Annotated in this window: 23 protein-coding genes; 20 read left to right on the top strand and 3 right to left on the bottom strand. The window is 42.3% G+C overall.

The features are described from left to right. Positions 1–280 precede the first annotated feature (280 nt). Positions 281–472: an IS1-like element transposase gene (locus HWQ36_RS34390; protein WP_292875098.1), complete on the bottom strand. Its 192-nt coding sequence runs from the start codon at positions 470–472 to the stop codon at positions 281–283. Positions 473–600: 128 nt separating this feature from the next. On the opposite strand from HWQ36_RS34390, the gene nifH reads away from it, so the two are divergent. The 16 genes from nifH to HWQ36_RS18300 all read left to right on the top strand — a co-directional run bounded on the left by nifH (position 601) and on the right by HWQ36_RS18300 (position 14,323). Next, entirely contained in the window at positions 601–1,500 is a 900-nt protein-coding gene (nifH, locus tag HWQ36_RS18375) for a nitrogenase iron protein (RefSeq protein ID WP_292705121.1), read from the top strand. A gap of 166 nt (positions 1,501–1,666) precedes the next feature. Then, entirely contained in the window at positions 1,667–2,053 is a 387-nt protein-coding gene (locus HWQ36_RS18370; protein WP_292705120.1) for a hypothetical protein, read from the top strand. Positions 2,054–2,305: 252 nt separating this feature from the next. Beyond that, positions 2,306–3,559, top strand: coding sequence for a substrate-binding domain-containing protein (locus HWQ36_RS18365; protein ID WP_292705119.1), 1,254 nt, complete (start codon positions 2,306–2,308; stop codon positions 3,557–3,559). Between the two features lie 143 nt (positions 3,560–3,702). Then, positions 3,703–4,875, top strand: a complete 1,173-nt coding sequence (gene nifV, locus HWQ36_RS18360) for a homocitrate synthase (RefSeq protein WP_292705118.1) — start codon at positions 3,703–3,705, stop codon at positions 4,873–4,875. A gap of 56 nt (positions 4,876–4,931) precedes the next feature. After that, positions 4,932–5,129 carry a hypothetical protein gene (locus HWQ36_RS18355; protein WP_292705124.1) on the top strand — a complete coding sequence of 66 codons (198 nt, stop codon included), beginning with the start codon at positions 4,932–4,934 and terminating at the stop codon, positions 5,127–5,129. 116 nt (positions 5,130–5,245) lie between these two features. After that, the gene (locus tag HWQ36_RS18350) at positions 5,246–5,431 is read left to right on the top strand and encodes a hypothetical protein (protein WP_292705117.1); all 186 of its coding nucleotides are present in this window, start codon (positions 5,246–5,248) and stop codon (positions 5,429–5,431) included. Positions 5,432–5,605: 174 nt separating this feature from the next. Continuing rightward, positions 5,606–6,319, top strand: coding sequence for a 2OG-Fe(II) oxygenase (locus HWQ36_RS18345; protein ID WP_292705116.1), 714 nt, complete (start codon positions 5,606–5,608; stop codon positions 6,317–6,319). Positions 6,320–6,427: 108 nt separating this feature from the next. Further along, a complete protein-coding gene (locus HWQ36_RS18340) occupies positions 6,428–7,249 on the top strand; it encodes an NADPH-dependent oxidoreductase (protein ID WP_292705115.1) in 822 nt (273 codons plus the stop codon). A 749-nt stretch (positions 7,250–7,998) separates the two neighbouring features. Then, a complete protein-coding gene (locus tag HWQ36_RS18335) occupies positions 7,999–8,226 on the top strand; it encodes a hypothetical protein (RefSeq protein ID WP_094332482.1) in 228 nt (75 codons plus the stop codon). Between the two features lie 134 nt (positions 8,227–8,360). Continuing rightward, positions 8,361–8,861 carry a phosphate-starvation-inducible PsiE family protein gene (locus HWQ36_RS18330; RefSeq protein WP_292705123.1) on the top strand — a complete coding sequence of 167 codons (501 nt, stop codon included), beginning with the start codon at positions 8,361–8,363 and terminating at the stop codon, positions 8,859–8,861. Between the two features lie 360 nt (positions 8,862–9,221). Then, a complete protein-coding gene (locus HWQ36_RS18325) occupies positions 9,222–9,380 on the top strand; it encodes a hypothetical protein (protein ID WP_292705114.1) in 159 nt (52 codons plus the stop codon). A gap of 211 nt (positions 9,381–9,591) precedes the next feature. Then, a complete protein-coding gene (locus HWQ36_RS18320; RefSeq protein WP_292705113.1) occupies positions 9,592–10,083 on the top strand; it encodes a DUF2231 domain-containing protein in 492 nt (163 codons plus the stop codon). Beyond that, on the top strand, positions 10,083–10,688 hold the full coding sequence (locus HWQ36_RS18315) for a DUF2231 domain-containing protein (protein WP_292705112.1): 606 nt from the start codon (positions 10,083–10,085) through the stop codon (positions 10,686–10,688). Before HWQ36_RS18320 ends, HWQ36_RS18315 begins: the two co-directional genes overlap by 1 nt. Before the next feature lie 125 nt (positions 10,689–10,813). Continuing rightward, positions 10,814–11,776: a cytochrome c oxidase subunit II gene (locus HWQ36_RS18310; protein WP_292705122.1), complete on the top strand. Its 963-nt coding sequence runs from the start codon at positions 10,814–10,816 to the stop codon at positions 11,774–11,776. Between the two features lie 79 nt (positions 11,777–11,855). Then, a complete protein-coding gene (ctaD, locus tag HWQ36_RS18305; RefSeq protein WP_292705111.1) occupies positions 11,856–13,505 on the top strand; it encodes a cytochrome c oxidase subunit I in 1,650 nt (549 codons plus the stop codon). A gap of 215 nt (positions 13,506–13,720) precedes the next feature. Further along, positions 13,721–14,323 carry a heme-copper oxidase subunit III gene (locus HWQ36_RS18300; protein ID WP_292705110.1) on the top strand — a complete coding sequence of 201 codons (603 nt, stop codon included), beginning with the start codon at positions 13,721–13,723 and terminating at the stop codon, positions 14,321–14,323. A 37-nt stretch (positions 14,324–14,360) separates the two neighbouring features. Here the strand turns inward: HWQ36_RS18300 and HWQ36_RS18295 are convergent, their stop codons facing one another. Next, positions 14,361–14,546, bottom strand: a complete 186-nt coding sequence (locus HWQ36_RS18295) for a hypothetical protein (protein WP_292705109.1) — start codon at positions 14,544–14,546, stop codon at positions 14,361–14,363. Between the two features lie 190 nt (positions 14,547–14,736). Between HWQ36_RS18295 and HWQ36_RS18290 the strand changes: the two genes are divergently transcribed. The 4 genes from HWQ36_RS18290 (at position 14,737) to HWQ36_RS18275 (ending at position 18,090) form a co-directional block, all read left to right on the top strand. Continuing rightward, complete coding sequence (locus HWQ36_RS18290; RefSeq protein ID WP_179069589.1) at positions 14,737–14,967, top strand: hypothetical protein; 231 nt, start codon at positions 14,737–14,739, stop codon at positions 14,965–14,967. A gap of 380 nt (positions 14,968–15,347) precedes the next feature. After that, the gene (locus tag HWQ36_RS18285) at positions 15,348–16,229 is read left to right on the top strand and encodes a substrate-binding domain-containing protein (RefSeq protein WP_292705108.1); all 882 of its coding nucleotides are present in this window, start codon (positions 15,348–15,350) and stop codon (positions 16,227–16,229) included. Between the two features lie 83 nt (positions 16,230–16,312). Continuing rightward, positions 16,313–17,011, top strand: coding sequence for an ABC transporter permease (locus tag HWQ36_RS18280; RefSeq protein WP_292705107.1), 699 nt, complete (start codon positions 16,313–16,315; stop codon positions 17,009–17,011). Then, positions 17,008–18,090, top strand: a complete 1,083-nt coding sequence (locus HWQ36_RS18275; RefSeq protein ID WP_292705106.1) for an energy-coupling factor ABC transporter ATP-binding protein — start codon at positions 17,008–17,010, stop codon at positions 18,088–18,090. The genes HWQ36_RS18280 and HWQ36_RS18275 overlap by 4 nt, the downstream gene beginning before the upstream one ends. A 151-nt stretch (positions 18,091–18,241) precedes the next feature. On the opposite strand, the gene HWQ36_RS18270 is transcribed toward HWQ36_RS18275, so the two are convergent. Beyond that, positions 18,242–18,865, bottom strand: coding sequence for a TetR/AcrR family transcriptional regulator (locus tag HWQ36_RS18270; protein WP_292705105.1), 624 nt, complete (start codon positions 18,863–18,865; stop codon positions 18,242–18,244). Positions 18,866–19,488: the final 623 nt, after the last annotated feature.

Genomic DNA, 19,488 nt, shown 5'->3' with positions numbered 1-19,488 from the left:
CAGCGCAAGTAAATTGGCCAGATGTATGATATTCTTTATTTATAGGGAATCTAAAACCAGAATAAAAACTCCTTAGATTCCTTTGAAGTGAGTATCAGACCAGCCTCATCAGTTATTGGTGATGGCATAACGTTAATCGAAGTGGAGCAAAACCGCCTAAAAATCGGTTTTTCGTTTGGCGAAGCTGTTGCCATAGCGTAGGCTGGACTGATTTTTTTATGTATCTTCTTTGCAGCGAAAATAATACTTGTCTTGCTGTGAGTAAACAGAAATTTCTCATTCACCTGCCGTATCTGTGGAAGTTTTTTGGATTTTTGGTGACAGGATTGTCACTAATTTTTAGCACCCTTGTTGTATCTCGCATCCCGCTAATATTTACTGCCATATCTGTAAGAAGCTGTTTAACTTCTAGCAAATAACTGCAATATTTATAGTGCTGGATAGACGGTTGATGCCCACTATCTAACAGCATCAATTAAGTCACAAACTGGGTAGTAAATACTTTCAAGATTTACAACTCCAATTTGATTCAATACTCTGCTTGATTACACCATAATCTGGGAGCCGAATTAATAAGTCTGCGCCATTATTGAGGTTTTTATGCGGAAAATCGCTATTTATGGAAGAGGGGGAGTTGGCAAGTCCACAACAACTCAAAATGTAGTGGCTGGACTCACTGATCTGGATCGTAAGGTGATGGTTGTAGGGTGTGACTCAAAAGCAGACTCCACCCGGCTCCTCTTGGGGGGATTCCACCAGAAGATTGTACTCGACACGTTGCGTAAAGAAGAAGATGATGATTTGAATCTAGAAGACTTCCGCCAGGTGGGATGGGGGAAGACGCTGTGTGTGGAATCGGGTGGGCCGGAACCTGGTGTAGGATGTGCAGGTAGAGGCATTCTGACATCAATTGGGTTGCTGGAACAACTTGGTGCTTATGATGATGCAGTTAGACTTGATTATACATTTTATGACGGTCTAGGTGACGTGGTATGCGGTGGATTTGTCATGCCCATTCGTGAACGCAAAGCTCAAGAAGTTTACATTATCACTTCTGGGGAAATTATGGCAATGTATACCGTTAACAATATCTGCCGAAGTATTCAAAAGTATGCACCCATAGGCGGTATACGTCTGGGAGGATTGATTTGCAACTCTCGCAAAGTCGATGAGGAAGATGATTTGATCAAAGCTCTGGCAGAGAAACTGGGGACTCAAATGATCTACTCCATACCCAGAGACAATATGGTGCAGCAAGCAGAGTTCCACCGCAAGACGGTGATTGAGTATGCTCCTGAGTCTGAACAGGCGCAGCACTATCGCAACCTAGCAATGGCAATTGACCAGAATACAGATTTTGTCACTCCGAAATCTATGTCTAACGATCAGCTAGAGGAACTGCTGGTACAGTTTGGGTTGTTTAGACACCTCCAAACATTAAGTATCACCTCAAGCTCCACAAAGGTTGCAGATTCATTTTCGGAGATACCTCTTGAATAGGACGATGCAGTAGGGGTTATCCCTTATACAAAGTGTCTGGAGCAATTGGCGATCTCTGACTCGAAAAAGCAGAAAAAACTGCGTAAACTTCTTACCATCATTTGAGAAATCGGCGTTCTGAACCACGCCAAAATTCGTCTACCTCATTGAAGGAGGAGAACTCATTATGTTGACCGAAGAGGTTTTAGTCCAAAAATTTATCACCGTAGTCAAGGAACGCTGCGCCAAAGTAGGTGAGTTGCTCCAGTACTGCCACGTCGAACTCGTAAACTCTTACTGGGGCTGCCCTCCAAAACTTATACAACATTTTGTTGTTTATTATCCTAATATGCTGTTTGCCTCAATTAATGACAACAAAGATGTTTTCAGAGGCGTTGCTCAAGATTTGGGGATATGTCAGGCTGTTTGCATAAATGCCACACGCATTATTCGCGATCGCGCCTCAAGGTTGAAGGAAAAGAACCCGATCTTATGGTTGGAACTCCAGTGGGTGGCAGTACCAACTAAAAAAGGCAATTGGCATCTAGATCAGGATTTACCGCACTCGGACTAAGTTTTTTTTGGTGACGTAGCTTGCTACCGTTGGCGATGCCTAGGTTGGCAAGCTACGCTAAATCACTAAAATAGTATCCAAAAATGCAAGTATTTTAGCGATATGTATGCTATACTTGCAACAGATAAGCAAAATTGTCAAAACATCAATATGTCTGACAACAAAAACGGCAAATACGAGAAAACCTTGCGATTGACCTAACAGATTTAAGTTTGTCTGCTGCGGCTTTTTCTAACGGAGAGATACAGCCTCATGAAACTGGATGTGAATCTTTGCAATAACCTGAAGTCAATTAGAACTCGCTTGGGCATGAGTCAACAAGAATTAGCTAATATAGCTGGCGTAACTCGTCAGAGTATTGGTGGCGTGGAACTAGGGCAATATGCTCCTTCTGTTGCTATGTCACTGCGTTTAGCCAAAGCTCTTGGCTGCCAAGTCGAGGACTTATTCTGGTTTGAAGAAGATTTACCAGAAGTTGAGGCAATTCTTGCGGGATCAGTCCCTAAGCAACAGCGATCGCGAGTTAGTCTAGCGCGGGTTGGGGATCAATGGATAGCTTATCCCCTCGTCGGGAATGATGCTTTTCGGATCGAAATGATTCCAGCTGATGGTGAGACGCTTGCAGTGATCTACCCTGATGCTAAGGAATCCGTAAGGGTGGAAGAGTTACCCAGCATCAGCAAATTGCCATTAGCGTCAGAAGTAGCTAGTAATGAGCGTCAATCGAAGGGTGAAGCACAAAGCCAAAACGTTACAAATAAAGTCCTGGTTCGGATTCTGGATGATATAGACAAACTACACAATACAGTTGTGATTGCTGGTTGTACACCTGTGCTTTCCCTCTTGGCAAGAGCAACTGAACGTTGGCATCCGCAACTGCGAATTCATTATCGTTTCGCCCACAGCAAGGCTGCATTACGTAGTCTGTGCAAAGGTGAAGTTCATATTGCAGGAATGCACTTATACGATCCCAAAACTGGGGAACATAACATTCCCTTTGCGCGGGAAGCTTTAATAGGCAAGAGTGCCGTTTTGATTACCCTTGGAGTTTGGGAAGAAGGTTTGTTAGTCCCATCAGGAAACCCAAGGGGAATTAAAACAGTTTCCGACTTAGTAGAATTTGGAGCAACTATTGTCAACCATGAAGTAGGTTCTGGCAGTCGGATGCTTTTAGAACGAAAACTCCAAGAAGAAGAAGTGCCATTGCACAAAGTTAAAGGATCTGACCATATCGTTCACAGCCATCAAGATGTTGCCTTATCTGTAGTCTCAGGAATCGCTGATGCAGGTATCAGTACCGCATCTATAGCTACTGCCTTTGGATTGGGATTTATCCCCCTTCATCGGGCGCGATATGACTTGGTGATTATTAAAGAATACTTGGAAGAAGAACCAGTAAAGCAATTTCTCAGTATCTTGGGACATCAGCTAGTGCGATCGCAATTAGAGATTCTCGGCGGCTATGACACTAGCAATATTGGAGAAGTTGTAGCAAATATTTCGTAATTCGTAATTGTTACCCTCCAGTTAAGAAATATGTCTTTTACTTTCCACAACTCAAGTTAGTTGCTCTGTCTTACAATTACGAATTCCTCAAGTAAATCAAAATCACCCAACAAGTTAGCTGCAAAATGAATCATCACTTCACTATGAACAAACATCCAGTTCAGATTAACGATACAACCTTGCGAGATGGTGAACAAGCGGCGGGTGTAGCCTTTAATGTTGAAGAAAAAATTGCGATCGCTACTTTTCTGGATGCCATTGGTGTTCCAGAATTAGAAATTGGCGTGCCGGCAATGGGACAGGAAGAAGCAGAGTCGATCCGAGCGATCGCTAATCTGGGATTAAATGCCCAGTTACTTGGTTGGAACCGTGCTAAATTGTCCGATATCCAGGCATCTATAGATTGTGGTTTGGAACGGGTGCATATTTCCGTTCCCGTCTCAGAAATTCAGATTGCCGCCAAGTTTGGGGGTAAGCAGCAGGTTATGCTGGATCTGCTGCGGGATGCGATTAATTTTGCCTGCGATCGCGGTTTAGCTGTATCTGTTGGCGGAGAAGATTCTTCTAGAGCCGATCCATCTTTTCTATTGGATGTGGCGTATTATGCTCAAGAGTTGGGAGCTTTCCGGTTTCGCTTTTGTGACACTGTAGGAATTCTCGACCCTCTGAACACTTACAGCAAAGTTCGCTCCCTTGTGCATCATCTATTCATTCCCATAGAAATGCACACGCATAATGATTTTGGACTGGCAATGGCGAACTCGCTAGCTGGTATTGAAGCAGGGGCGCGATCGGTTAACACTACGGTAAATGGGATTGGGGAACGTGCAGGTAATGCAGCGCTGGAAGAAATTGTGATGGCACTGAAACACCTCTACGGGATTCCAACGGGTATTAATACAAAACGGTTGCTGGAACTATCGCGGTTAGTTGCGAAAGCTGCTAATTGGCCGGTTCCTCCCTGGAAAGCGATCGTGGGTGAAAATACTTTTGCACATGAGTCGGGGATTCATGCTCACGGTGTGTTGCAAAATCCCGGTACTTACGAACCTTTTGCGCCGGAAGATGTTGGTTGGGAACGTCGCCTTGTTGTAGGCAAACATTCCGGTCGGCATCTGATCATCAGTGTGCTGCAAGAACATGGAATCATACTCAGTCAGCCAGAAATTCAATCAGTGCTGGATGCTGTAAAGCATGAGTCAGTAAAAGTTAAGCGCAGTCTCACAGTTGAAGAACTCCTAAGTTTTGTTCCCCAAAGGGAACTTAATGGGGAGTCGGGAGGGTTAAGAAAGCATCACAATTCCGTCTCTGGTTAGCGATCGCAGTTATTGTACCAACTGCTAGAATATTACCAATTATGTTGGTAGCAGCTATGCCGAGAAAAGAACAAGGATGGATCACTTTTCAATTGTCTGCAGAAGAACGGCAACTTCTAGAGCAGTACTGCAAGCGGTTCCAACGCACTAAGACTGATGTTTTGCGCTCCCTGTTGCGTAGTCTCCAAGGACAATCACTCAAACAGCAGGGAAAGCAGTTTGATCCTGGAGAGGTTGATCTGGACTTATTTTGAGCAGTAGTGAAGAACCGCTATCGGTAAAGCGAGTTGTCTTGCACCTAAACAAATTTGCAATGAGGTTGGTAATCCCTCTGAAATCGTAAAAAAGCGTTCAAGTTCAAAAGTTGGCTATGACAAATCCTACAAAATTATTGCGATCGCGTGAAATTCCTTTCAATTACGAAATTGATGGGAATGCTTCTCTAACTGTTCTGACTTTTCACGTTATGGGGAAAAGCCACGAAAAACCTAACCCCCTTCCCTACGAGGGAAGGGGGAAAATTCAAAATCTCTCTCCTTTTAGGAGAGAAATTTAGAGAGAGGTTTTCCAGATACCGTGAAAAGTCAGTCTAACTAATTCCGGCGATGAAACTTCTGCGGCTTGAGCCAAGCTTTTTGATGCAGAGGTAAATCGATTGTTGATGCTCTAATACCACTTGATGTCCAGGGTAATCATGATTGGTTAATTATACTAAAGCGTTTTTTCTACCATGCTTAATTTTGATTCCATTCGTGCCACAGCAATGCAAAAAGTCCCATACAATTGGGCTTTGATCAAAAACCTGCTTTCACCAGAAGCAAGCTTAGAACTAACTGCGAGTTTTCCCCACGAAGAGTTTCGCCTGTCGGAGGGAGAGGGATATGGATACTCTTGGGGAAAAATGCTTGCAACTAGCGAGGATATTTCCTTGATGCTCAAATCTAGCGATAATCGCTGGCGAGAGCGGATGGCGCAAGGCAGACTTACTTATGACTTGAGACACCTGAGTAAAGTCTGGCGACAGTTAATAGAAGGACTGTGGACAGATTCTTACCGTGCAGCTTTAGCTGAAATGTCTGGGTTGGAACTAAAAGACTGTGTAATGGATATTGGATTTCGTCGGTATAGCTCAGGACAGTTGCATCACCCTCATACAGACGAGCCAAACAAAGTTTTAACTCATCTGCTATTTTTCAATCAACAATGGTCTGTAGACTGGGGAGGCTGTTTGCGAATTCTCAAAGACTCCCAGCCGGAATCTGCCTTCCAAGATATTCTACCCCTTAGTGATTCCTCAGTTGCGATCGCGCGTTCTGATAATTCTTGGCATACGGTAACTCCCCTTACTTGCCCTGCATCTGAGTATCGGCTAGCTTTACGAGTGGCTTTTTTTCGGAATGAACGCCTAACTTCAGATTTTGGAGAAACCCAGCTAGCTGCATAGTAATCAAGTATTTTCTCTCTATTTTTGTCAGAAAATCAGCCTCCTGATTTTCTGGTTCTTCCTTTTCCTGATTAATCGTAAAAAAGCGTTCAGGTTCAAAAGCTGACTATGACCAATCCTACAGAACTATTGCGATCGCGCTATGGTGAAGTTCCCTTCAATTATGAAATTGACTGGAACGCCTCTCTAGAAACACTACTAGCTCACCGTTCAGTTCGGTCTTATCTATCCGATCCTTTACCACCAGGAACCCTAGAATGGCTAGTTGCTGCTGCTCAATCTGCTCCTAGTTCAGCTAATATGCAAACCTGGAGTGTAGTAGCAGTTGAAGATCAAGAACGCAAAGCAGAATTATGCAGGCTGGCTAATAACCAAGTATGGATTAACCAAGCTCCCGTATTCTTCGTTTGGTTAGCAGATTTAGGTCGTCTGGCTCATGTTGCCCTAAGTCGCGGACTAACTCCCGTAGCTCTGGATTACGTAGAACTGTTGGTTAAAGCAATAGTCGATGCTTCAGTCGCAGCGCAAAATGCGATTGTAGCTGCTGAATCTGTTGGTTTAGGAACGGTATATATCGGTGCAATCCGCAAAAGTACTCAAGAGGTAGCCACATTATTGAATTTGCCACCTTTTGTATTCCCTGTGTTTGGGTTATGTGTGGGTTATCCCAATCCTGAAGCACAACCTGTTGTTAAGCCGCGTCTACCCCAACCAGCTGTATTTCATCGGGAAACCTATAAATTGGCAGAGCAAGATGAAGCGATCGCTCACTATAATGATATCATGAAAGAGTTCTACACTGAACAAAAAATGAATGTCGCTGGTGATTGGTCGCAACATTCAGCCGAGCGAATAGCCACTTTAGACTATTTAAAAGGGTGTAAGGATTTGCGTGAGACTCTGAATAACTTCGGCTTCAAGTTGTTATAAAAGGAGTCAACAGCCAGAATACAAAGATACAGGGTAAGCATCCACCCTATCTTTAGTAGTCTGTCAATAAATAATTGATGGATAAATTAAGAGTAGAGACAGCGATTTACAGCACTTCCGGCAGCTATGAGGTACATCCTAAAAGCTGAAAGCGATGATAGGAGAGGGGCAAGGAGAAAACTATATTGCACAATAGCCAGAAGCGCTGTATCGCGTCTCTTTAACCATCAAAATGAATTTGACAGACTACTCGTCTCAAGTAAACTATACGCTGCGGCGACCAGAGGAGAACTTCTGATATCTGCACCAAAGCTTTTGACACTTCAAGACTCAAAACTCTACACTTCAGTCTCAAAAGATGATTTCGGTGCGTAAGTCTAAGCAATAGATAAGAACTTAGGCACCATGACAAAATTATCTCATTGCGAGTGCTGCGATCGCATCTACCGACGAGAAGCAAGCTACGCGGAGCGTCTGCAAAAGTTGCAATCTCAAACCTTAGTTTTCAGTGCGTAAGTCCTAAAATAGACTCGCTAACTTGTCAGATATAGCAATTCTCCTGCTTGAAACTTTTGTAAGAATTTGGGGAATCTGAAGGCATTTAAGCAGTCAACAGGCGAACAATTTAATTGGTATTCCAGCAAGTTTTATCTTTCAAAAAAGGGCTGACCTGTAAGAATCGCTCTTTCCCTGAGAATTGCTGACCAAAAATGTAGAACTAACCCGCGAAACCAAAGGAACTTCAAACAATGAATAATCTATCTACTAAAGACCTCAACAGACTACGCTCTCAAAGCAAAATAATTGTTAGTCGAGTGGAGATTTTCATCGAAACTTACTTATCAGAAACCTCTCTTGATGAAAATCTGGTTAACGAAACCTTAGAAGAGATCGTCAAAGCTGCGAATAACTTAACAACCGCAGCATCAAAGATGAAAACTGCCGAAACCGCCCATAAACTCAACGGTTCCAAATAGTTTAATAGGGCTGAGTTAAACCCCATAGCTAAATGGGGGATTGAATACAGTTCCAAGTGCTGAGTAATCGATGCTAGATACTCAGCACTATTTCAGTTATGGAGATAAATGAATCTAGCCTATTAGGAAATACCATGCTAAAGGGGATAACTTCAAGTTTCAATAACTGGTTACAAAGAAATACAATTGTACGTAACCTGGAATTTTTTCAAGACTTTATTATCATTTCTCTCTGCCTTGGTTTGTTCTGTGTGATGCTCATCCGACTGGGAGATATGTTTTTCTCATTTTTGAGTCCATTAGATTTACGACAAGTAACATCTGATATCCTGTTCATTTTGATTTTAGTAGAGTTGTTCCGCCTGTTAATTGACCATCTACAACAACAGCGAACATCTGTTACCGCAGCAGTAGAAATTACTATTGTTTCTGCTTTAAGAGAGGTGATTTTACGTGGTGTACTCGAAATTCCCCGTGACCAAATTTTTGGAATAGCTCTATTTCTGATGGTTTTAACAGTAATTATGGTGGCTTTACCTTGGATATCTCGTTTTCTTGAACAGGTCAAAATTGCTAACCCAGAAACAGTAGAAAAAGTGCAACTGCTGGATAAAAGCTCTCTAGCTTCTGATTAATTGTAACCACACATACTGTTTGAAAATTAGTTGGCGATCGCAAGTAATTTTAACAAATGTATGATATTCTTTATATATGGAGAATAAAAAGTACAAAATTCTTCAAAAAAAAATAAAGTACACTCCAAAACCAGCAATTCTCATTATGAGCTTAGGGCATAATAATGTCCAAAGCCTATTTAGTCAGGTGTATTAGATAGGACTTACGCACACTTGACGCTCTTGGCGCTCTTGGCGTCTTGGCGGTTCGATAAATTAAGCTTTTTAGCAATTTTTGCGTAAGTCCTGTTAGATTCCAACCGATATTGCCCAGATTTAATATCCTTGTGTTTCTATTTCATACATTGTTTAACTTCACAGATGGAAAGTAGTAACTCGTTCGTCAGCATTTACCAACGAGTAATACCAATTCTCCATGAAGATGCACTTAATCTTGAAAAACGAACCGCCAAGAACGCCAAGAACGCCAAGGAAGAGAGAGGTAATCATTTAGTGCAAGCTTATATAGAATTGGTATAAAACCTTTTTCGATAACTTGCTATTCTATATTCATTCCAGTGAGCTTTTGCCAATCAGAAGCAAGCTACTCTGTGAAAGAATTCTCCTCATCAGAATTGCTGTTGTTATTTAGAAGGATTTTAAATGCAATCTAAGTTGTTGTAGAAATCAAAAGATTGTGAAGTATTGATTGTTAAGCACTAAACACTAACTAACATATCAGTAGAATACCATGCTTGAGAATCTTCTGAATAACCATAATTTACCGTATCCTGATACGATACATCCCATCATTGTCCATTTTGTGATTGCAATGGTGTTGTTTGCCTTCGTGTGTGATGTCATTGGATACTTTACTAGCAACTACCGTCTTCTTGAGGTGAGTTGGTGGAATATGTTTTTCGCTACAATCTCCATCTTCGTCGCCGTTATTTTTGGTCAATTTGAAGCAGGTTTAGCACAACCTTATAACGCAGCTGAACGAGTACTTAATTTACATACGCTCCTTGGCTGGTCACTTGCAGGAATTCTGGCAGCTATTACAGCTTGGCGTTACGTGATTCATTGCCGCACTCCAGAAAAGATATCAGTTTATTACCTAGCAGCAAGTCTACTTTTGACTGTTTTGGTAGGCGTACAAGTGTATTTTGGAGATGAATTGGTTTGGGTATATGGGCTGCACACTGTACCAGTTGTTGAAGCCATAAAGGAGGGCTTACTGTAATGAACCCTGAAGTTATTGAGCAATTAAAGACTCAGATGGGAACAAATGGGTTGCCCTACACTATACCCATTCACCCAAATTTAGTTCATCTCACTCTAGCTTTGTTCATCCTTGGCATTACCTTTGATTTAATTGGTGCATTCTTCCCTCTACAACAACCAATCTTCAAGTTTTTAGCAGTTCCTGCCACTCGTTCTAGCTTCTTTGATGCTGGCTGGTACAATATGCTAGGTTCGTCACTCATCACAATTTTTACGGTAGCAGCAGGTTTTTACGAAATCATGTTGGCAGAACCACTCACTGGAGTAAAGAGTGCCTGGGGATTGGAAGCTATGGAAACAATGCTTTGGCATGGAGTGGGTGGTGTTTTTCTACTAGCGCTGATTCTTGGGATGGCTATTTGGAGAGGATTTCAGCGTTATATTTGGCGTCAGGATGATAGTCAACAAGTGCAGTGGACTTATTTAGTTTCTGGACTGTTCATCATGTTTATCATGTTTATCCACGGTACGCTAGGGGCGCATTTAGCTGCTGAGTTTGGAGTTCACAATACTGCTGATATATTGTTGCGGTTGGGCAAAGACCCCAACTTACTGCTGAAGTAATCGATGTTAGTTACTTGTCCTACCCTGCGGGAAGCCGCTAAGGCGTCTATGTCATTTGTCCCTTGTAAATAACCAATGACTAATGATTAATGACTAATGACCAATGACCAATGACTTTTATGGCTATGAAAATCCGAAATATTTTGATCTTGAGTGCGATCGCGATCGCCTTAACTGCTGTTAGTCTTTTGATAGGGCAGTGGACGTATTCCTGGATGCCTCCTCAAGCCGCAGCAGAATCGCAGCTGGTCGATAAGTTGTTTAGTTTCTTAATCACGCTGGGAGCATTTATTTTCCTTGGAGTCACAGGAACACTCATCTACTCAGCGATTTTCCATCGAGCAGAGCAATATGATACCAGCGATGGCCCTCCAATTGAAGGAAATATCACACTAGAAATTGTCTGGACTGCAATTCCTGTATTGCTAGTGTTTTGGATTGCCACCTACAGCTACCAAATCTATGAGCAAATGGGGATTCAAGGCCCAATGGAAGCTATGCATCTGCATATTCCAATAGGGATGAAATCGGCATCTGCTGCACCAATTAACGGAGATGCAGGCATAGTTTCCGCCTCCCCGACTTCCTCAATTGTATCAACTGATGCTATATCAAATGTAATCCCATTTGAAGACATTGAAGTTAATGCCAAACAGTGGGCTTGGGTTTTTCGCTATCCAAAAACAGGAATCACCAGCACCGAACTACATTTACCCGTTAATCATCGCATCCGTCTAGCAATGCAATCTGAGGATGTTCTCCACGGCTTTTATATTCCGGCTTTCCGAGTCAAGCAAGACATTATTCCCAACCGCAACATTGACTTTGAATTCACCCCCATCCGCATTGGCAAATATGAATTGACCGATTCCGAATTTAGCGGTACTTACTTTGCAACCATGCGGGCAAATGTTGTTGTCGAGTCCCCTGAAGATTACAAGAAGTGGCTTACAGAAGCAGCAAACCGTAAACCATGTACTGCAAATAATCAAGCAGCTTCCGAATATGCCCAAGAATCAAAAGAATTAATCAAAGGCTGGGTTACGGTAGCACCCGCACAAGCCCCTGTAGTTAATTACAGCAATTAGTCATTGGTCATTAGTCATCGGTTTTGGACAAAGGACAAGTGACTAATGACAAAGAATAAAGGACAAAGGATAAAAGACAATGACAAATATTTCCGTTGAAGACATTACAGGTGACGCACCTCAACAGGAACCTAAAACAGACTGGAAGCAATACTTTAGCTTTAGCACAGACCACAAAGTTATCGGTATTCAGTATATTGTTACCGCTTTCATTCTCTTTTTAGTTGGTGGCATATTTGCAATGATCATTCGTGGGGAATTGATTACCCCAGAATCAGACTTAGTTGACCGTAGTGTTTATAATGCAATGTTCACCATGCACGGCACTGTGATGCTATTTGGATGGACATTCCCCATACTTACAGGTTTTGCTAACTATCTTGTACCTCTGATGATTGGGGCGCGAGATATGGCGTTTCCCAGACTCAATGCTGTCGCCTTCTGGATGATACCGATCGCTGCTATCCTATTGATGGCCAGTTTCTTTGTACCCGGTGGGCCAGCACAAGCCGGTTGGTGGTCATACCCTCCCGTTAGTCTGCAAAACCCTACAGGAAACTTAATCAATGGTCAAGTAATCTGGCTTCTAGCAGTGGCAATATCAGGTGTTTCCTCAATTATGGGGGGGATTAACTTTGTCACCACGATTGTGAAGATGCGCGCACCTGGCATGACATTCTTCCGTATGCCCATCTTTGTTTGGAATGTATTCAGCGCCCAGATTATCCAACTGTTTGGACTACCTGTATTAACAGCAGGTGCAGTCATGCTTTTACTCGACTTAACAGTTGGAACTAGCTTTTTTGACCCCACCAAGGGAGGCGACCCAGTGCTATTTCAGCACTTTTTCTGGTTCTACTCTCACCCTGCTGTTTACGTAATCATTCTGCCAGTCTTTGGAGTCTTTTCAGAGATATTTCCTGTTTTTGCTCGTAAACCTCTGTTTGGCTATAAGATTGTCGCCATTTCATCACTCCTGATTGCTGGAGTTAGCGGTATAGTCTGGGTACACCATTTATACGTCAGTGGTACTCCAGGATGGATGCGGCTGTTTTTCATGCTCACAACCATGTTCGTTTCTGTCCCCACTGGCATTAAGGTGTTTGCCTGGACTGCAACGATTTGGGGTGGCAAGCTACGATTTGATACACCAATGTTGTTTGCGTTTGGTGCATTAATATTGTTTGTATTTGCAGGTATCACTGGCATTACCCTTTCCTCTGTTCCTATTGATGTCCATGTCAACAACACTTACTATGTGGTGGGTCACTTCCACTATGTTCTGTACGGTACAGTCACGATGGGGATGTTTGCTGCTATTTACTTCTGGTTCCCCAAGATGACTGGACGTATGTATTACGAAGGCTTGGGCAAGTTGCATTTCTGGCTGGCATTCATTGGCACTAACCTCAATTTCTTCCCAATGCACCCACTAGGATTACAGGGAATGTTGCGTCGAGTTTCTTCTTATGCCCCAGAGTATGAATTTTGGAATATTATCGCTAGTATCGGAGGATTTTTGTTAGGTGTATCTACCTTACCCTTCATTCTGAATATGATTGGTTCTTGGATACATGGTGAGCAAGCACCGAAGAATCCTTGGCGAGCAATTGGACTGGAGTGGCTGGTTGCTTCACCACCTCCTGTTGAGAACTTTGAGGAAATTCCAGTTGTTGTGGGTGAACCCTACGGCTACGGTAAATCTGAACCATTGGTAGCCGAGCATTAGAGAGCAGGCCAAATATTTGATTTGATTTTTAAACGCATAGGCGCAACTCTTGGAGACGCTACGCGAACGCTTTCCCGCAGGGTAGGAGCGCAGAAGTTCATGCAGAGGGATGCAGAGAGTTTGAGATTAGGTATTACGCGATCGCAAACTACTACTTTACTCTCTTTTCTTGCTCTGTACCTCTGCGTGAGATAAATATATAGGAGTTTCAAGCAATGGACAGTTCCATTATTTCAGAAGAATCAGATCATCTCTCACACGAGCATACCCATGATGAAGAAGGCAGCAAGATGTTCGGCTTCATTGTCTTCCTGCTGTCAGAGACTTTTATTTTCCTCGGTTTTTTTACAGCATATATTGTCTATAAAACAGCAAATCCTGACTGGCTACCAGCTGGCGTTTCTGGACTGGAAGTCAGAGATCCGGCAATTAATACGGTAATTCTTGTTTCTAGTAGCTTTGTCATCTACTTGGCAGAACGTGCCCTTGCACGCCATGACTTGATAACATTTCGCCAGTTTCTAATGCTTTCGATCGCAATGGGAAGTTACTTTTTAGTCGGACAAGCGATCGAGTGGAGCCATCTTTCTTTTGGCTTTACCACAGGTGTTTTTGGTGGGATGTTCTACTTACTAACAGGTTTCCACGGTTTGCACGTTCTTACTGGCATTCTGTTGCAGATACTTGTTTTCGGTCGCTCTTTCATTCCTGGTAACTACGACACAGGTCATTTTGGTATAAATGCCACTTCTATTTTCTGGCACTTTGTTGATGTCATCTGGATTGTTTTGTTTGTTCTGATTTATCTCTGGCAATGATACTCCGTTGTCTGAGGTTTTGTGTGGAAGATAGCTATTAGGACTTACGCAACACTACTAAATTTGTTCTTGCGATCGCTTCAGCATCAAATAATAAAATAGGAGCCGTTACCAAACCCTGAATAATTTGCAATACCAGAGCATACTCACGAATAATCTTAGCATTGTCCCGCGCACAATTGATGAAGTGATGAGTGCTAAGTCCCAGATAAATTAGTTGCATTGATTTGTTCCAAGTTGCCTAATTAATGACTTAATTACAATACCAAAGGCGCATTATATATCCTTGAAATCCTGATATCCCAAAACATATCAGCACATCCCACGAGGATTGTATTTTGCAACTAAACCAACAGATTTGAAGCAACTCTACGATTTATGATCGACAATGTACTCTTGTACCTTAAAAGCCAATGCCGATCGTATTTAATGTAGTAGATGTTGAGGACAAAGAGCATTACTTGAACTATGAGGAGATAGAGGAAACAAAGGTAGCTGATGAAGGATTACGCAACGATGACTACCTCGATGCTCAATGCTTTTTCGTCCTCCTCAAAAATGGAGATATACTACTTCTAGAAATGGCTAGACAGAACCAAGTAAGTAAAAACTTCCTTTACCGCTTACTGATGCCAGGGGAATAGCCTCCTTTAATATCTAGGGCTGCCTGGATGCCGACCGTTGCTATTCTTAAATCCATCGTGGACACACGAACCTGTTGCGATCGCAGTTGATCAAAGACTGCGATCGCATTCCACCAAATATCTCTAAACTACGTCACAATGACTGAAACAAAGCGGTCTAAAGCTATACCAGGACTTCTGTCAAGTTCTTCTAAACAAATGCCATGCTGGGTAAAAACTAAGATGTCAGCATCTTGTCAGGAATTCTTCTCATCATCAAAATTGTCTGGAAAACAACATAAATATAGTTGCTTTCCTAATCAATCTTGCCTATACTCCTCAATGTAAGCTTTGCTTGCCATAGTAAAGAATATTGGCGTACAGATTGCTAGGAGAGTGCAATGATCAATCATCGGGCTTTGCGTCATGGGTATTTGGTAATTCTCGTGGCGATTCTTTGCATCGGCTTTGGTAGTATATTCAACCAAGAGCCAACTTTTGGACAGTCTTCAGGAAGTAGAAATGTCATTGTGGCGATGACGACCAGTATTGAGGATAGTGGGCTGCTAGATGATTTAGTTCCGGCGATTGAAAAGAAAACAGGATATAGGCTGAAAAAGGTTGCAGTCGGCACCGGACAGGCTTTGGCTCTGGCTGAAAAAGGTGAGGTTGACGCGCTATTTGTCAATTCACCGAAAGCCGAACGTAAAGTTTTGGAGGGTGGTGCTGTGATTAATCGGCGCTTGGTAATGCACAATGACTTTGTGATTGTCGGTCCAGATGCAGACAAAGCAAAGATTAGAGGGAAAAAGAATGCTGTGGAAGCACTCAGTCTGATTGCTAAAAATCAAGTATTGTTTGTATCGCGGGGTGATGACTCAGGTACTAACAAACTAGAAAAAGATTTATGGAAACAGGCAAACATCACACCATCTGGAACTTGGTATCAGCAAACAGGTTCAGGAATGGCGGAAACTTTGCAAGTTGCTAATCAAAAACTGGGATATACCTTAGCAGATCGAGCAACCTATATATTTCAGAAGAAAAACCTGTCTTTGCCCATACTAGTGCAAGGAGACAAGAAACTGTTAAATCTATACCATGTGATGGAAGTAAATTCTCAGAAATTCCCCAGAGTGAACAGTGCAGGAGCTAAAGCGTTTATTAATTTTGTCTTATCTCCTGAAGGACAGACAATAATTGCAGCCCACGGGAAAAAAGAGTTCAAACAACCACTATTTTATGTTGATGCCGGTAAAACGGAGAAAGATTACGGCTTTTAAAGAAACTTGAGCATTAGATCGTTAAGGGTTGCTTTACTGCATATTTGAGTATTCTTTCCCAATTTTTTAAGATATTTGTATTTGTGAATACAATCATCGAAGGAGCTTTCAAAGCTTTTGAGCTATTAAGCAGTGGCGATAGTGACGTTTTCCAAGTCATGACGATGACATTGTTTGTATCTGGAACAGCTACAGCCATTAGCGTTTTACTGGGACTACCATTAGGACTATGGCTAGCATTAGTGGATTTCGTCGGCAAGCAGACTCTGACTACTTTGATTAACTTCGGTATGGGATTGCCACCTGTGGTAGTCGGTTTATTCGTCAGTCTGTTTTTGTGGCGGTCTGGCCCGTTAGGAAATCTGGATTTGATGTACACGCCCACAGCGATGATTATAGCCGAAGCCATCATTGCTTTTCCAATTGTTGCTGGCTTCAGTTTTGCAGCAATTATCAGTATTAATCCGAAGCTACGTTGGCGACTGTTATCAATGGGGGCGACACAGTGGCAAGCCAACTGGTTGCTAATCAAGGAAGCACGGTTAGGGTTAATGGCTGCAATCATGGCTGGTTTTGGTCGCGTCATCTCGGAAGTTGGTGCATCCATGATGGTGGGCGGCAATATTAAGGGGCAGACTAGAGTCCTGACTACAGCGATCGTTACAGAGGTAGGGAAAGGAAATTACGATGTTGCAATGGCGATCGCATACATCCTCCTCATCATCACATACACCGTAATCGTGTTGCTGACTATCCTACAGCATGACAAGAAAATTTTATGAGTACTAACGAATATGTCCTGAATATGCGACAGGTGAGCGTCGCTAGCAAACCACGTCAGAATATCCTGTCAATTAACAATTTTACAGTCCGTCCAGGGGAACTAGTTGCTGTGATTGGCCCCAATGGTGCTGGTAAAAGCACTTTGTTAAGAACAATCAATCTCTTGCAACCTTACCGTGGTGAGATGCAATTATTTGGAGAGGATGTCCGTAATACCAATAAAACATTGTTGCGTCGTCGTTCGGCTTTGGTCTTTCAGGAAACCTTACTACTGGATGACACTGTTTTTAATAATGTTGCCAAGGTATTAAAGTTTCGCGGCACACCAACACACAAGATTAAGCAAAGGGTACATACTGCACTGACAACTTTTGGCTGTGAACACTTAGCAAATCAGTCAGCGCGTTCTCTGTCCGGTGGTGAAGCAAAGCGGGTTTGTATTGCCTGCGGTTTAGTTGCTGATTCCGAATTGCTGCTTTTGGATGAGCCTTCTGCCTCTTTAGATGTGGGAATACGTCCCCAGATGATTGAGAAAATTAGACAATGGGCCCAAGCGAGGGGATCGGCAGTTATATTAGTCAGTCATAATTTTACAGATATACTGCATTTTGCCGATCGAGCGATCGCTTTATTTGACGGCTGTATTATCCAGGATGATAACTTGGAAACTATCATCCGCCGACCAGCTAACGAGCAGTTGGCCAGACTGGTAGGGATAGATAATATTATTCCGTGCCTTGTAGAACGGAGTAGCCGTGGAAATTTTATCAAACTTGCGAACGGGATAGAGTTTTTATATCCTGGGGAAATCACAAAACCAATTACTACATGTTGTTTATCTGGCGATACTTTCAATCTTTACGATGCTAGTTCTTCAATGCGACACAAACTGTGTTCGGTAATTATTGAAGGACTAGTAGAACGGGTTTTAAATGGTATTGGTATTTGTAGTATTTGGGTTAAGGTGGGAGAACAAACTTTAATCGCCAGGGTGCCTCGGAATCATATATTAGGCAATGTATATCCCCATGAAATGATTAAACTAGCATTCAATCCTAAAGATGCACATTTTGTTTAGAATAATAGACGGTTTTATACTAGAAATAGCGGCATAAATAAGAATTTAGTCAGTCCAATTAGCAAAATACTCTAAAATTTTACACGCCGCAGTATTTATCTTATTAAAACCATCATCCGGTGCAAGCATTTCTTCGGGTTTATGAATATACTCAGCACTCTAACTGGGCAGTCAAAACTGTTTCGGTAACACCGGATTTTGATGCAGTCTGGATTAGTGTTGCCGCGACTTTTTTCGCCTGTGAAGCGGTTGACCAACTTCCTTCCATCATCGCAACCACGATCGCACCTTGCACCAACAGAAGCAGTTGCCTGGCTAACTGTTCCGGTGATGAAACTTCTGCGGCTTGAGCTAGGCTCTTGATGTAGTGGTAGATAGATTGTTGATGCTCTAATGCCACTCTATGTCCAGGGTGGTCAGCATTGGCTAGTTCCACTGAAGCGTTAATGAATGCACAACCTCGAAAATCTGGGCCCTCAAACCATTCCCGTAGGGCATCGAATATTGCCAATAGTTGTTGGGATGGGTTAGAAGCTCGTTGCTCAATCGTGGTTTTGAGCCATTCACACCATTGTTCATCCTGTTGTCGCAGCCATGCTTCAATTAATGCATCTTTTGACTTGAAATGATTGTAGAGTGACATTTTAGCAACGCCAGATTCCGCAACAATTCTGTCAATACCGACATTGCGAATTCCCTCTCGATAAAACAAGCCTGATGCTGTATTTAGGATGCGATCGCGAACAGATTTACGGGTTGTTTTCGGTTTAGTCATTTTAAACACCAGGTTATTTAATTAATCTGGAAGTTCAATTAAGTTTGTTTTACCCAATTGGTTAAATAGCAAATAATATTATTTATCGATTGCTTATTCTATTTTTTGATTCGCCAAAGCTTCGATTTTTTCTGAGGATTTAAGAAAAAACTACAGCAGTTCCCGCTATTGTGAGGTACGTTCTGAGTCCTGAAAGGGTACAAGAGATCGATCGCAAGGAGGAGAGAAACTGTACTTCATAACAGCAGGAAGCGCTGTATCTGTAAATAATAGACTTGTCGCTTTATGAAAAATTGATGTTTGAAACCCTTTCCCTGTCTAGCTCGAAAAATTCAAAAACCTTATTAGGCGACAAGTCTAATAAAAGGTTTATCCCAAAAGTGATTGATGAACTGCAAGCAGACCAAAGTCCCCCCGAACTTCAGAACTGCTACCGATCAAGTACTTTCACAATCCTCCAGAGACTTGTGGAGCAAGACCATCAGTTCATCAAACAATTGGTTAACTTATGGGATTTGGCTTCATCACTACAGCGCAAGTGCTTGGAGATCCTTTGTGCGTGAAGTGGTTTAGATTCCCTATAAATAAAGAATATCATACATCTGGCCAATTTACTTGCGCTG

The sequence above is a fragment of the Nostoc sp. NMS2 genome, from assembly GCF_017115105.1.
Lineage (GTDB): Bacteria > Cyanobacteriota > Cyanobacteriia > Cyanobacteriales > Nostocaceae > Nostoc.
The sequence above is the reverse complement of the archived record's forward strand: the minus strand, read 5'-3'. Positions and strand labels throughout refer to the sequence as shown.

What these genes read in the sequence shown, in the direction of transcription:
- HWQ36_RS34390 (WP_292875098.1), bottom strand. Translation starts at nt 472, where the DNA reads ATGCTGTTAGATAGTGGGCATCAACCGTCTATCCAGCACTATAAATAT.
- nifH (WP_292705121.1), top strand. Translation starts at nt 601, where the DNA reads ATGCGGAAAATCGCTATTTATGGAAGAGGGGGAGTTGGCAAGTCCACA.
- HWQ36_RS18370 (WP_292705120.1), top strand. Translation starts at nt 1,667, where the DNA reads ATGTTGACCGAAGAGGTTTTAGTCCAAAAATTTATCACCGTAGTCAAG.
- HWQ36_RS18365 (WP_292705119.1), top strand. Translation starts at nt 2,306, where the DNA reads ATGAAACTGGATGTGAATCTTTGCAATAACCTGAAGTCAATTAGAACT.
- nifV (WP_292705118.1), top strand. Translation starts at nt 3,703, where the DNA reads ATGAACAAACATCCAGTTCAGATTAACGATACAACCTTGCGAGATGGT.
- HWQ36_RS18355 (WP_292705124.1), top strand. Translation starts at nt 4,932, where the DNA reads ATGCCGAGAAAAGAACAAGGATGGATCACTTTTCAATTGTCTGCAGAA.
- HWQ36_RS18350 (WP_292705117.1), top strand. Translation starts at nt 5,246, where the DNA reads ATGACAAATCCTACAAAATTATTGCGATCGCGTGAAATTCCTTTCAAT.
- HWQ36_RS18345 (WP_292705116.1), top strand. Translation starts at nt 5,606, where the DNA reads ATGCTTAATTTTGATTCCATTCGTGCCACAGCAATGCAAAAAGTCCCA.
- HWQ36_RS18340 (WP_292705115.1), top strand. Translation starts at nt 6,428, where the DNA reads ATGACCAATCCTACAGAACTATTGCGATCGCGCTATGGTGAAGTTCCC.
- HWQ36_RS18335 (WP_094332482.1), top strand. Translation starts at nt 7,999, where the DNA reads ATGAATAATCTATCTACTAAAGACCTCAACAGACTACGCTCTCAAAGC.
- HWQ36_RS18330 (WP_292705123.1), top strand. Translation starts at nt 8,361, where the DNA reads ATGCTAAAGGGGATAACTTCAAGTTTCAATAACTGGTTACAAAGAAAT.
- HWQ36_RS18325 (WP_292705114.1), top strand. Translation starts at nt 9,222, where the DNA reads ATGGAAAGTAGTAACTCGTTCGTCAGCATTTACCAACGAGTAATACCA.
- HWQ36_RS18320 (WP_292705113.1), top strand. Translation starts at nt 9,592, where the DNA reads ATGCTTGAGAATCTTCTGAATAACCATAATTTACCGTATCCTGATACG.
- HWQ36_RS18315 (WP_292705112.1), top strand. Translation starts at nt 10,083, where the DNA reads ATGAACCCTGAAGTTATTGAGCAATTAAAGACTCAGATGGGAACAAAT.
- HWQ36_RS18310 (WP_292705122.1), top strand. Translation starts at nt 10,814, where the DNA reads ATGAAAATCCGAAATATTTTGATCTTGAGTGCGATCGCGATCGCCTTA.
- ctaD (WP_292705111.1), top strand. Translation starts at nt 11,856, where the DNA reads ATGACAAATATTTCCGTTGAAGACATTACAGGTGACGCACCTCAACAG.
- HWQ36_RS18300 (WP_292705110.1), top strand. Translation starts at nt 13,721, where the DNA reads ATGGACAGTTCCATTATTTCAGAAGAATCAGATCATCTCTCACACGAG.
- HWQ36_RS18295 (WP_292705109.1), bottom strand. Translation starts at nt 14,546, where the DNA reads ATGCAACTAATTTATCTGGGACTTAGCACTCATCACTTCATCAATTGT.
- HWQ36_RS18290 (WP_179069589.1), top strand. Translation starts at nt 14,737, where the DNA reads ATGCCGATCGTATTTAATGTAGTAGATGTTGAGGACAAAGAGCATTAC.
- HWQ36_RS18285 (WP_292705108.1), top strand. Translation starts at nt 15,348, where the DNA reads ATGATCAATCATCGGGCTTTGCGTCATGGGTATTTGGTAATTCTCGTG.
- HWQ36_RS18275 (WP_292705106.1), top strand. Translation starts at nt 17,008, where the DNA reads ATGAGTACTAACGAATATGTCCTGAATATGCGACAGGTGAGCGTCGCT.
- HWQ36_RS18270 (WP_292705105.1), bottom strand. Translation starts at nt 18,865, where the DNA reads ATGACTAAACCGAAAACAACCCGTAAATCTGTTCGCGATCGCATCCTA.